The organism is Sphingobium lactosutens DS20 (assembly GCF_000445105.1).
Lineage (GTDB): Bacteria > Pseudomonadota > Alphaproteobacteria > Sphingomonadales > Sphingomonadaceae > Sphingobium > Sphingobium lactosutens.
Map to the genome: position 1 here is coordinate 1 of NZ_ATDP01000044.1, position 12,146 is coordinate 12,146.

Annotated in this window: 14 protein-coding genes and 1 pseudogene; 9 read left to right on the plus strand and 6 right to left on the minus strand. The window is 61.3% G+C overall.

Annotated elements, in window-relative coordinates; genetic code table 11:
* The coding region (locus tag RLDS_RS54405; protein WP_021224409.1) for a transposase at window positions 1–332 on the minus strand (332 nt) is incomplete at its 3' end.
* 90 nt (window positions 333–422) lie between these two features.
* On the opposite strand from RLDS_RS54405, the gene RLDS_RS54980 reads away from it, so the two are divergent.
* Window positions 423–587, plus strand: coding sequence for a helix-turn-helix domain-containing protein (locus RLDS_RS54980; protein WP_236616764.1), 165 nt, complete (start codon window positions 423–425; stop codon window positions 585–587).
* Window positions 588–670: 83 nt separating this feature from the next.
* Here the strand turns inward: RLDS_RS54980 and RLDS_RS30615 are convergent, their stop codons facing one another.
* Window positions 671–1,552, minus strand: a complete 882-nt coding sequence (locus RLDS_RS30615) for a LysR family transcriptional regulator (RefSeq protein ID WP_021224280.1) — start codon at window positions 1,550–1,552, stop codon at window positions 671–673.
* Between the two features lie 96 nt (window positions 1,553–1,648).
* On the opposite strand from RLDS_RS30615, the gene catA reads away from it, so the two are divergent.
* From catA to RLDS_RS30650, 8 genes are all read left to right on the plus strand, one after another.
* Window positions 1,649–3,388, plus strand: a complete 1,740-nt coding sequence (gene catA, locus RLDS_RS57155) for a catechol 1,2-dioxygenase (RefSeq protein WP_021224279.1) — start codon at window positions 1,649–1,651, stop codon at window positions 3,386–3,388.
* A 7-nt stretch (window positions 3,389–3,395) separates the two neighbouring features.
* Complete coding sequence (locus RLDS_RS30620) at window positions 3,396–4,106, plus strand: CoA transferase subunit A (RefSeq protein WP_021224278.1); 711 nt, start codon at window positions 3,396–3,398, stop codon at window positions 4,104–4,106.
* Entirely contained in the window at window positions 4,106–4,753 is a 648-nt protein-coding gene (locus RLDS_RS30625; protein WP_021224277.1) for a 3-oxoacid CoA-transferase subunit B, read from the plus strand. The genes RLDS_RS30620 and RLDS_RS30625 overlap by 1 nt, the downstream gene beginning before the upstream one ends.
* Window positions 4,750–5,952 carry a 3-oxoadipyl-CoA thiolase gene (gene pcaF, locus RLDS_RS30630; protein ID WP_021224276.1) on the plus strand — a complete coding sequence of 401 codons (1,203 nt, stop codon included), beginning with the start codon at window positions 4,750–4,752 and terminating at the stop codon, window positions 5,950–5,952. The genes RLDS_RS30625 and pcaF overlap by 4 nt, the downstream gene beginning before the upstream one ends.
* On the plus strand, window positions 5,949–6,809 hold the full coding sequence (pcaD, locus tag RLDS_RS30635; RefSeq protein ID WP_021224275.1) for a 3-oxoadipate enol-lactonase: 861 nt from the start codon (window positions 5,949–5,951) through the stop codon (window positions 6,807–6,809). The genes pcaF and pcaD overlap by 4 nt, the downstream gene beginning before the upstream one ends.
* A gap of 2 nt (window positions 6,810–6,811) precedes the next feature.
* Complete coding sequence (locus tag RLDS_RS30640) at window positions 6,812–8,260, plus strand: aromatic ring-hydroxylating dioxygenase subunit alpha (protein WP_201767453.1); 1,449 nt, start codon at window positions 6,812–6,814, stop codon at window positions 8,258–8,260.
* Window positions 8,261–8,262: 2 nt separating this feature from the next.
* Complete coding sequence (locus tag RLDS_RS30645) at window positions 8,263–8,826, plus strand: aromatic-ring-hydroxylating dioxygenase subunit beta (RefSeq protein WP_201767455.1); 564 nt, start codon at window positions 8,263–8,265, stop codon at window positions 8,824–8,826.
* Between the two features lie 87 nt (window positions 8,827–8,913).
* Window positions 8,914–9,678: an IS6-like element IS6100 family transposase gene (locus RLDS_RS30650; protein ID WP_001389365.1), complete on the plus strand. Its 765-nt coding sequence runs from the start codon at window positions 8,914–8,916 to the stop codon at window positions 9,676–9,678.
* A 113-nt stretch (window positions 9,679–9,791) separates the two neighbouring features.
* On the opposite strand, the pseudogene RLDS_RS55000 reads toward RLDS_RS30650, so the two are convergent.
* The 4 genes and pseudogenes from RLDS_RS55000 to RLDS_RS30660 all read right to left on the minus strand — a co-directional run.
* A pseudogene (locus RLDS_RS55000) lies at window positions 9,792–9,935 on the minus strand (MucR family transcriptional regulator); the annotation flags it as partial.
* 500 nt (window positions 9,936–10,435) lie between these two features.
* Window positions 10,436–11,275, minus strand: a complete 840-nt coding sequence (locus RLDS_RS56195; protein ID WP_158500939.1) for a JAB domain-containing protein — start codon at window positions 11,273–11,275, stop codon at window positions 10,436–10,438.
* A 122-nt stretch (window positions 11,276–11,397) separates the two neighbouring features.
* Window positions 11,398–11,871, minus strand: coding sequence for a hypothetical protein (locus RLDS_RS56200; RefSeq protein WP_020818528.1), 474 nt, complete (start codon window positions 11,869–11,871; stop codon window positions 11,398–11,400).
* Window positions 11,872–11,912: 41 nt separating this feature from the next.
* A partial coding sequence (locus RLDS_RS30660; RefSeq protein WP_021224419.1) for a hypothetical protein occupies window positions 11,913–12,146 on the minus strand: 234 nt, incomplete at its 5' end.

The following is a 12,146-nucleotide window of genomic DNA, read 5'->3' on the forward strand; positions in this document are numbered from 1 at the left end:
CTATGATCAGGGACCTTGTCGCGGCTCGACAGTCGCAGGAACTCCCGCAGCGACAGCGAATCCGAACAGCGCCAGACAATCCCGCGTTCGCTGTCGATGCCCTCGAAATAGCCGATCAGCAGCATGCGGAAATAGCGGCCCGGCGGCAGCGACGGGGCTCCCATCCGCGGCGCATAATAGGGCTTGCACGTCTTCTCGACAAAGCCATCGAAGCCCGCCTCGGCCAGCAGCTTCTGGAGCTTGTCGTAGAAAACATGCCCCGGTGAACGCGGTATCTCCGCCCACGTCACGATCAAATCGGACTGGACCTCGCTATCACGCCCCATCGCCATCGCCGCTAACCCGCCAGACAATCCCACTGCCGCACTGAATCAGCCACCGCCGACTTCGTCAACGGCCTGCTAGGTGGCCGAAAGAGGGTCATGACGCCTCGACGCATTGAGGCGGCCGGGAAACTCCTTGCCTTTGGGATGTCGGCAGGCGAGATAGCTCCAACAATCGGCGTTTCGATTGCCACACTCTATCGGCACCTTCCTGCACCTATGCAAGAAGCCCGAGTTGTCGAAGGTAAATATGTGGAGCCTTAAAGCAGTAAATTCGCCGGATTTGTACAATTCTGCAGTTTAGCGATTTACATACTCCACTTGGATCTCACTTTGCGCGTATCAGCCTAGCGAAAAAGCTGACGTGCAATTTGCTCGAACAACCGAACATCTGCTGAACTGTCTCCGACCCGAAAGCTGAGGATGATTGGTGAAGTGGCTCCTTCATCGCGAACCCTGACATATATGATGTCGTCATGCTGGACGTGCCGCATGGAAGACGGGACCAGCGCGACCCCGGCCTCCGACGCGACCAGCCCGAGAGTAACCTGTACGTCGCGCACTTCCTCGACGTCGGTGTGCGTGAGCCCATGGTCGCGGAGGATCGTGAGAACCTGGTCCGCGTAGCTGGGCCGCGGCTGGCTTGGATAGACCAGCAGCTTGCGGGCCATCAAATCCGAAAGAGAAATGGAGTCCGCTGCCGCCAGCGTATCGGCGGTGCCGATCGCCGCAATCAGCGGCTCGTCCTGCAGCACTTCCCGCTGGATCGCCGGGTCGTCGATGAGGATGCGGCCGAGCCCCGCGTCGATGCGCCCGTCCTTCAACGCAACCACCTGCTCTATAGTACTCATCTCGAGAAGTTGGATCTCAAGCCCGTCCGCTCGCGCGCGGAACTCCCTGATGACCCCCGGCATCATCCCATAGACTATAGAGCCCACGAACCCGACCACGAAGCGCCGCTGCGCGCTCTGGGTAAGCCGCTGCATCGAGCGGCGGAGCTGCTCGATACTCGAAAGGATCCGCGTCGCCTGCTCGTGGAAGATACTGCCCGCTTCCGTCAAGCGGATCGGTCGACTGTCGCGATCGAATAACGCCACGCCTAACTCGATCTCGAGTTCTCTGATCTGCCGGCTAAGCGGCGGTTGCGCGACTCCCAGCCGCTCCGCCGCACGAGTGAAGTTCCGCTCGGCTGCAACTGCCTCGAAATATCGTAAGTGTCGCAGTTCCATTATACCTCCAGGGTATCAAGCCAGACCGAGATGATCTTTCCATCTGATAGGCACAAGTCCTATGTTTCGAGGAAGATAAAAAAAGGGAGGACGAGAATGGTCACTATCGAAACCATCGAAACCTTCATTGTCGATGTGCCGACGATACGCCAGCACGTGCTCGCGATGGCGACCATGCGGACCCAAGCGATGGTGTTCGTTCACGTCCGTTGTTCCGACGGGGTCGAGGGGATCGGCGAAGGTACGACGATTGGCGGCCTCAGTTATGGGGACGAGAGCCCCGAAGGCATCAAACTCACAATCGATCGTCACGTCGCACCGCTGCTGCATGGCTCCGACGCATCGCCCGCGCGAGCGACGATGCTGCTGCGCAAGTCGATTGTCGGCAATCATTTCGCCAAAAATGCAGTCGAGACCGCCCTGTTCGATGCGGCCGGCAAGCGTGCCGGTGTGCCGGTGAGCGAGCTTTTGGGGGGGCGCGTGCGCGATCGCCTCCCTGTATTGTGGACGCTCGCGAGCGGCGACACGGCGCGTGACATCGCTGAGGCTGAGACGATGATTGATCAGCGGCGTCACAAGGCGTTCAAGCTCAAGATAGGCAAGCGCGACCTTGTCGAGGACGTCGCGCACGTTGCCGCCATAAAGCGCGCGCTTGGTGACCAAGCCAGCATCCGGGTGGACGTCAACCAAGCCTGGGATGAGGCAACCGCCAAGCGCGGCGTCGCCATGTTGGCAGATGCCGATGTCGACCTGATCGAACAGCCGATCTCCGGCGCGAACGTCTCCGGCATGGCGCGTCTCACCGCGATGGGCCGGACCGCGATCATGGCTGACGAAGGGCTGCGAGGTCCGATCGATGCCCTGCGCCATGCGACGGATGCCGCAGCCGATGTATTTGCCGTTAAGATCGCACAGTCGGGAGGCCTACGCGCTGGCGCCGCTGTCGCCGGGATCGCGGAGGCCGCAGGGATCGGCCTGTACGGTGGGACCATGCTCGAAGGGCCGATCGGCTCTATCGCCTCGGCGCACCTGTTCGCGACCATTGATGAGTTCGACGTAAGCGAGGACGAGTTCTGGCATGCTCTGAACTTCATGGCGTCTGCCGCCCCGGAATTCGGACTCTTCGCGGCAGGGCTCGGCTTCGAACACTTCCTGGACATGCGCATGGACGCGGCCGACGCGGAAGCCGGGATCGAAGGGGGCACGCCGCGCACCATCGAAGGTCCGCTCTACGTCAAGGGAGCCCCGCGCTCGAAGGGCTTTGCGCGGCTGGACGACGGTGCCGATGACGGAGAAGTGCTAATTATGCACGGGCGCGTGGTCGACAAAGATGGGAAGCCCGTTGCCGGCGCGATCGTCGATGTCTGGCATGCCAACACACTCGGCAATTACAGCTACTTCGACAAAACCCAGAGCGAGTTCAACCTTCGTCGGCAAATTGAGACCGACGAAGAGGGCCGGTACAAATTCCGTAGCATCGTACCGTCGGGCTACGCTGTGCCTAAGGGCGGAACCACCGAGGCACTGCTTGACCTTGTTGGTCGCCACGGCAACCGTCCCGCGCATGTCCACTTCTTCGTGTCGGCGTCCGGTTACCGCCATCTGACGACGCAGATCAACATCGACGGCGACCCATACCTGCATGATGACTTCGCCTATGCGACGCGCGATGACTTGATTCCGCCGATCGAACGAAAAGCTGATCCTGCTGCCATTCATGCGGAGGGCCTCAACACGCCCTTCACGGAAATCGCCTTCGACTTCACGCTCATCACGGCTGGCGAGGCAGAAGAGGCAGAAGCATCTTCCCGCAGCCGCGTCGCGCTCGCGGCCTGACGACATCATGGCCGACAAGTTTTTCGAAAGTCCAGCTGCGGCGCTGGATGGCCTGCTCTTCGATGGCATGACGATCATGTCGGGCGGGTTCGGGCTGTCCGGCAACCCCGAGAGCCTGATCCCCGAGATCCGTGCGAGCGGGGTGAAGGCGCTGACCGTTGTCTCGAACAACGCCGGCGCGGACGGCTTCGGCCTGTGGATGCTGCTGGAAAGCCGCCAGGTGAAGAAGATGATTTCGTCCTACGTGGGGGAGAACAAGCTCTTCGAGCAGCAGTACCTCTCGGGAGACTTGGAGCTGGAACTCAATCCGCAAGGAACGCTAGCCGAGCGGATCCGGGCGGGCGGGGCTGGTATCCCAGCCTTCTACACCAGAACCGGGGTCGGGACGGTCGTCGCCGAGGGCAAGCCGATCGAGGCGTTCGAAGGCCAGGAATATGTCCGCGAGACCTGGCTACGCGCCGACCTGGCGATCGTAAAGGCGTGGCGCGCGGATCCGGCCGGGAACCTGATGTTCCGCAGAACCGCGCGCAACTTCAACCCGGTCATGGCGACGGCAGCCAAGGTGACCGTGGCGGAGGTGGAGGAGCTTGTCCCCGCCGGGACCTTCGATCCGGACTGCATCCACACGCCCGGCATCTATGTCGATCGGATCGTCCTGAGCACCATCAACGAAAAGAAGATCGAGAAGCTCACGACCCGACCGAGAGAGGCTGCCTGATGCCCTGGACGCGCGAACAGATGGCGGCCCGCGCCGCGCAGGAACTGCAGGATGGCTTCTACGTGAACCTCGGCATCGGCATCCCAACGCTGGTCGCCAACTACATCCCCGGCGGCATCGACGTGACCCTCCAGTCCGAGAACGGGATGCTGGGCATGGGGCCATTCCCGTTCGAGGGCGAGGCCGACCCCGACCTCATAAACGCCGGCAAGCAGACGATCACCACGCTGCCGACCTCCAGCTTCTTCTCGTCCACCGACAGCTTCGCGATGATACGGGGCGGCCATATCGACATGGCAGTGCTCGGCGCGATGGAGGTCGCCGAGACGGGCGACCTCGCCAACTGGACCATTCCCGGCAAGATGGTGAAAGGCATGGGCGGCGCCATGGATCTCGTCGCCGGGGTGAAGCGCGTCGTGGTGATCACCGATCACGTCACGAAGGCGGGCGACCCCAAGCTGCTCGAAGGCTGTACGCTGCCGCTGACCGGCAGAGCCTGCGTCGATCTCATCATAACTGATCTTGCCGTGATCGCCTGTGACAAGCCGGGATTCCGGCTGGTGGAGCTCGCACCTGGCATCAGCATTGAGGAGGTGCGCGCGAAGACCGCTGCGCACGTCACCGTCACAGGGGCATTGGCCGCATGAGCGAAGCCTTCATCTGCGACGCAGTCCGCACGCCCATCGGCAAGCTGAACGGCACCCTATCGTCCATCCGCGCCGACGACCTTGCGGCGGTTCCGATCAAGGCGCTCATCGAGCGCAACCCGGGTGTCGATTGGGCAGCGGTGGACGACTGCCTACTCGGCTGCGCAAACCAGGCTGGGGAGGACAATCGCAACGTCGCTCGGATGGCGGTGCTGTTGGCGGGATTGCCGGAGCAGGTGCCTGGCGGCACTATCAACCGCCTGTGCGGCTCGGGCCTTAACGCCGTCGGGTCGTCCGCCCAGGCGATCCGCGCCGGCGATGCCCACTTGTTCATCGCGGGTGGCGTCGAGCATATGACCCGCGCGCCTTACGTGCTCGGTAAGGCCAACGCCGCTTTCGACCGCGCGCAGAAGATCGAGGACACGACGCTCGGCTGGCGCTTCGTCAATCCGGCGATGCGCCATGCTTATGGCGTCGACTCGATGCCCGAGACGGGGGAGAACGTCGCGGTCGAGTGGAAGGTCAGCCGGGAGGATCAGGACGCCTTCGCGCTCAACAGCCAGCAGAAGGCGGCGGCGGCGCAGGCGAACGGACGGCTCGCCGCAGAGATCGTGCCTGTCGCGATTCCACAGAAGAAGGGCGACCCAGTCCTCTTCGAGCGCGACGAGCATCCGCGCGCCACGAGCGCCGAACTGCTTGCCAAATTGAAGCCGGTCGTGGGGCGTGACGGGACGGTGACGGCCGGTAACGCATCGGGCCTGAACGACGGTGCGGCAGCGATGCTGGTGGCCTCTGAAGCCGCGGCAAAGCAGCATGGGCTGACCCCGCGGGCGCGCGTGATCGCCATGGCGTCGGCAGGCGTCGCGCCGCGCATCATGGGGGTCGGCCCAATCGAAGCGGCGCGCAAGCTGTTCGCACGCACGGGTATTTCTCCGAACGATCTCGACGTGATCGAACTCAACGAGGCCTTCGCGAGCCAGGCGATAGCCACGCTGCGTGATCTCGGCATCGATCCCGCCGACCCGCGGGTGAACAGGAATGGCGGCGCCATCGCTCTCGGACACCCGCTCGGCATGTCTGGCGCGCGCATCACGATGAGCGCGGTGGAGGAACTGCAGCGCACCGGCGGCCGGTATGCGCTCGCCTTCATGTGCATCGGGGTGGGGCAGGGCATCGGCATGCTGCTGGAGCGCGTATGATGATCGATCACATCGTCACGGGCGATGGCTGCAGGATCGCCTACCGGTTCGACGGACCAGCCGGGGCACCGGTGCTGCTGCTCTCCAGTTCGCTCGGCACGACTATGGAGATGTGGGAGCCGCAGATCTCCACCTTTGCGGAGCAGTTCCGTGTACTGCGCTATGATACGCGCGGCCACGGCGGTTCGGATGCTCCGCCGGGTGCCTATTCGCTAGATCGACTTGGTCGAGACGTTGTGGAACTCCTCGACGTGCTCGGAATCCCGCTGGTCCACTTCTGCGGCCTCTCGCTCGGCGGTATGGTTGGTCAGTGGCTGGGTGCGCGCGCGCCCGAGCGGATCGAGCGTCTTGTGCTCGCCCATTCGAGCGCCTTCATGGGGCCGCCTTCAGCGTGGGACGGACGCATTGTCCTGATCCGCGAGAAGGGGATGGCCGCCGTCGCCGAAGCGTCGATCGAGCGCTGGTTTACGGCCGAATTCGTCAAGAAAGGCGACGCCTGCCTGGACAGGGTGCGTGGCATGCTGCTCACGACGAACGTCGCCGGCTATGCCGGCTGCTGTGCAGCCATCCGCGACATGGACCTGCGCCGGCTCGGTGAGCTGATCGACCTGCCGACCCTCGTCATCGGCGGAGATGCCGATCCTGCGACCCCGCCCGCTCATAGCGAAGCGCTGGCGGGCGCGATCCGCGGCTCGCGTTTGCTGTTTCTGTCGGCAGCGCACCTCGGCAACATGGAACAGCCGGCCGATTTCGCACGCGCGGTTCTGAGCTTCCTAGACTCATGGCCGGGCGAGCCGGGCGAGGCGATGCCAGAACGATCTGTTATGAGTGACTTCAATGTTGAAACGGAGATATGACCATGAAAACTATGACCGATAACGTCCGCACTGCCTCGGAAGCGACGAAATGGGCGAAAGAAGATATAGCCGCATTGGTGAGTGATCAGCACGGATGGGTTGACCCACGCATCTATACAGACGAAGCTCTTTATCAATTGGAGCTCGAGCGGGTCTTCGCAAAATCGTGGCTGTTGTTGGGGCACGAATCGCAGATCGCAAAGGCCGGCGACTTCATGACCAACTATATGGGTGAGGATCCGGTGCTTGTCGTTCGGCAGAAGGACGCTAGCATCCGAGTCTTTCTCAATCAATGTCGTCACCGAGGAATGCGGCTTTGTCGAGCAGATTGCGGCAATGCTAAGTCGTTTACCTGTAGCTATCACGGTTGGGCGTACGACACTGCGGGAACGTTGGTAAATGTTCCCTACAGCGAGTGCTTTCCGACGTTGGACAAGAAAGAATCGGGACCGCTTCAGGCACGTGTCGAAACGTATAAAGGCTTGATCTTCGCGAATTGGGATACCGAGGCGCCGGATTTAGCCACCTATCTGGGCGAAGCTAGATTCTATATGGACCATATGTTCGACCGGACAGAGGCTGGCACGGTCGCTATTCCCGGCATTGAGAAATGGGTAATCCCCTGTAACTGGAAGTTTGCGGCAGAACAAATGTGTAGTGACATGTATCACGCAGGTACGACCTCTCACATTTCGGGCATTCTCGCCGGGCTGCCAGCTGACAAGGGCCTGAGTGATCTGCCGCCGCCGACGGAAGGTCATCAGTACCGCGCATTATGGGGGGGGCATGGCGCAGGATTCTATTTGGACGACACCAATCTGTTGACTGCGACGAGCGGTGAGAAAGTAGTCGATTACTGGACTAAAGGTGCCGCTGCTGAAAAGGCTGCGCTGCGTTTCGGTGCCACGGCGCAATCACGGATGGCCCTCCTACACATGGCAGTGTTTCCAAGCTGTGGCTTCCTTGCAGGCGTCAACATGGTCCGAATGTGGCATCCCCGCGGACCCAATGAGATAGAAGTGTGGTCTTTTACGGTCGTGGATGCGGATGCTTCAGACGAGATCAAGGATGAATTTCGTAGGCAGTCCATGCGCTCGTTTTCAGCAGGCGGAGTGTTCGATCAGGACGACGGCGAGAACTGGGTCGAGGTTCAGCAAATATTGAAAGGCTATAAAGCACGGAGCAGACCATTCGTCGTTTCCATGGGAATCGGCAGGGACGAGGGAAGCCACCCGGACTACCCAGGCCGCATTGGCTATGTCTACAACGAGAACGCGGCGCGTGGCTTCTATACGCACTGGGCGCGTATGATGACCTCGCCGAATTGGGCGGCATTGAATCAGACGCGTCCTGGATCGGTAAATAAGTTGGACTCAAACGGCATCCATACCGATTCCGTAGAACAATCGGCCGGCTATTCGCAAGAAAGCGACACAAGGAGGGGGATGTGAGCATGTCGGTAATGGTGAAGACAACAGAAAGTGGACAGATGAAGCCCCGCCTCGTGCCGCTGAATCTACAGCACGAGATCGAACAATTCTATTATTGGGAAGCGAGGCTTCTTGATGATCGTCGATATGAAGAGTGGTTCTCTCTCTTGGCCCAAGATATCCACTATTTCATGCCAATCCGTACGACTCGTGTCATGCGGGAAGCAAGAAACGAGTTTGGTGACTCGCGCAGCTTCGCCCACTTCGATGACGATCATCAAATGATGACTGGGCGCATCCGGAAGATAACATCTGACGTTGGATGGTCTGAGAACCCCGCTTCGCGCACCCGTCATGTTATCTCTAACGTAATGATCGAAGAAGGGGATAGGTCCGGCGAGTATGAAGTGTCCGCAGCATTCATCGTCTACCGTAATCGGTTGGAGCGTCAACTCGACATCTTTGCTGGCGAACGTCGAGATCGCCTGCGTCGAACCCGTACTGATGCCGGCTTTGAAATCGTCAATCGCACGATCCTGATCGACCAGACCACAATTCTGTCGAATAACTTAAGCTTCTTCTTCTGAGGATCGGATTGTGGGATACACGAAAGGGCTCTGTTGCAAAAATCGTGAAGCTTGAGCATGCTTGGCGGAGATTGGACGGACGGAACGATGACGGATTTCAAGTGGCGCCATTTCCAGGGTGATGTGATCCTGTGGGCGGTGCGCTGGTATTGTCGCTATCCGATCAGCTATCGCGACCTTGAGGAAATGCTGGCGGAACGCGGCATTTCGGTCGACCATACGACGATCTATCGCTGGGTCCAGTGCTACGCCCCGGAGATGGAGAAGCGGCTGCGCTGGTTCTGGCGGCGTGGCTTTGATCCGAGCTGGCGCCTGGATGAAACCTACGTCAAGGTGCGGGGCAAGTGGACCTACCTGTACCGGGCAGTCGACAAGCGGGGCGACACGATCGATTTCTACCTGTCGCCGACCCGCAGCGCCAAGGCAGCGAAGCGGTTCCTGGGCAAGGCCCTGCGAGGCCTGAAGCACTGGGAAAAGCCTGCCACGCTCAATACCGACAAAGCGCCGAGCTATGGTGCAGCGATCACCGAATTGAAGCGCGAAGGAAAGCTGGACCGGGAGACGGCCCACCGGCAGGTGAAGTATCTCAATAACGTGATCGAGGCCGATCACGGAAAGCTCAAGATACTGATCAAGCCGGTGCGCGGTTTCAAATCGATCCCCACGGCCTATGCCACGATCAAGGGATTCGAAGTCATGCGAGCCCTGCGCAAAGGACAGGCTCGCCCCTGGTGCCTGCAGCCCGGCATCAGGGGCGAGGTGCGCCTTGTGGAGAGAGCTTTTGGCATTGGGCCCTCGGCGCTGACGGAGGCCATGGGCATGCTCAACCACCATTTCGCAGCAGCCGCCTGATCGGCGCAGAGCGACAGCCTACCTCTGACTGCCGCCAATCTTTGCAACAGAGCCATCGAAGCGCGGATCGAAACCGCGGGGACTGGGGCCTGTTGCTCAGGCTTGCCGGGCTGGCCGACGCTGGCGAGAGCGTCGTAAACCGATCCGATCAGCCGAGGAATATCGCCGACTTCGACCTTGTTGTTCGTCACATGCGCCGCAACGATGTCAGCCGTCAAAGTAATGAGATTCTCGTTGCGCCCCGCTTCCTCGCTCACAGCCCTGCTCCTGCTTACCGCCGCATCCGTAATGATCGCGGCGGGACCTGTTATCTGCTCGAATTAAGCGCGTCCATCGGTGAAAATGATACGGCGAACAGTCCAATAATCGATTGCAACCGAGGCCAGGTCGCTTTGAAGCGGCGCTTTATCCTGTCCGCCGGCTAATGCTGGTTCGTAGCGCCATTCGCCATTTGCCTGCCGACCGCTCGCCCGGACCTGGTTTGGCGATCGGTGCGCCGCGCGAGATGATTCAGCCCGGTGCGGTAGGCCCGAAGTGCGCCCGGCGCTTCGAATGATCAGTCCCTGATGTCATTGCCTGATTGGCAGGTCGCGTTACCCCCACACCGCGACCTGCCGCTGGCCCCCTTGCCTCGAAATAGGACAGGATGGTTAACAGCAATTTAACGTCGCGAGCCGGCGGCAATGCGATCGTGAACCTCTCCGGGATTCTCCTCCCCCCAACGCTGCGCCCGTCCAATCCATTTCCAGACGGCGCCTCAACCCTCCTGCATCCCTCCCTCATCCGCGCCAAAATAGTTTTCGAGACGCGCGGCCGTGTCGGGCGTCAGTTCGACAAACTGGCGCCTGCCATCGTCGGGATCGTCTATCTTCACGAGCAGCTTTGCCTCGCAAAGCTTGTTGACCAGCCGCAGCGCAGTGCTGGGAGGCGCGGTCGAAGCGAGGCAAAGGGCGCTCGTTGCCACCTTCTTGCCCTCGCTTTCGTGAATGAAGAGGTCGATCAGCATGTCCCAGGCCGGTTCGCCGAAGAGCTTTGGCGACCCGATCAGCTCTCGGCGGAACTGGCGGCGCTTATAGGCTCGGCGCGCATTTGCGAGCGCGGTTGACGCACTTTGCTGTTGTCCGCCGCCTCCCGACCCGGGATTGTCGCGCAGAACATGGGCGCAGGCGGGCGCACGATCAGATCCTATGCGCCCGCTCGCTGCGACGCGCTGGGCGTGGGTCGCCGTGACGACAATATGATCGACGATCTCGATATCGAGCGATCGACCAAGGTCGGAAAGCCTGCGCGTCGCGACGATGTCGTTTTCGCTCGGGGTCGCGTCGCCGCTCGGGTGATTGTGGACGAGAATGAGTCCGGTGGCGCCGTGCTCGATCGCGCGCCGAAAGATCGTTCTGGGATAAAGCTCGAGCTGCCGGACGGACCCATGGTGCAATTGCTCGTCCGCGATCAGGCGGTAGGAAGCGTCCAGGAAAAGGATGCGCAGCACCTCGTCCGGCAGCGATCCCATCGAGGCCATGAGATATTGGCCGAGCTTGGGGCAGGCAGGGTCGACCGGCTGCGTTGTCAGGTCGGCCTGCAGACCCTCAAGGAACATGTCCCGGGCGCCGAGCAGGATATCCGCGATCGAAGGGTGGTGACCCAGAACCCGCTCGAGCGCTTCTGGCGTTTGGGCCAGGATCCGTCCGATGCTGCGGAATTCCTGCAGCAGCGCGGCGGCTAGCCGCTCACCGTCATTCGGCTCGATGGACGCCAGAAAACGTGCCAGGACGGATCGCTGCCGCTGCGCCGCAAGCGCTGCTGGTGCCGCCAGGTTGCGAGGATGAGAAGGGGCGGGAGCAGCCAGGACGAAGCGACCTGCATCGTGAGATAGGCAATCGGGTTCATCGAGACGTCGAGCGCCCGGCTGATGTGCGCCAGCAGCGGCAGGACATGGAGGACGGCAACGATCATGGGCCAGAAGCGATGCGCCAGAAGCGCCAAGGCGATGGTCGCCGCCGAACCAATCAGGTCGATCACCAGGTAACCCAGGTCGACCGAATGATATTCCACCTGACCTGTCGAGACCAGCAGGCGATCGAGCAGGACCATCAGGATGGCAATCCCCACCATGACCCGCTCCGGAGCACCGCCCCGCCAGGCGGCGTAGCCGAGAGCCACCAACAGAAGGGCGATGAAGATTGCTATGCGCATCGTTCCCGCTTTTCATGCCAGTCGCTCCCGGTCAATCGCCGTCAGGCTACGGCCGCGAGATGCGGGGTCGTTTCCGCCGAGCCGGAGGGGCAATCGCGCAGATCGTAACTGCCCATTTCCTTGCCGATTTCGAGCAGGTCGCCATGGATCCGCAGGACGTCGCTGCTCACATCGACAAGCGACATCTGCGCCTTGGCGAGGCGCAGGATGGTCGCCTGGCCGGTCTTCGCGGGCGCACCGCTTTCGCGCCGCGCGGTCACCATGCTCGTCATCAG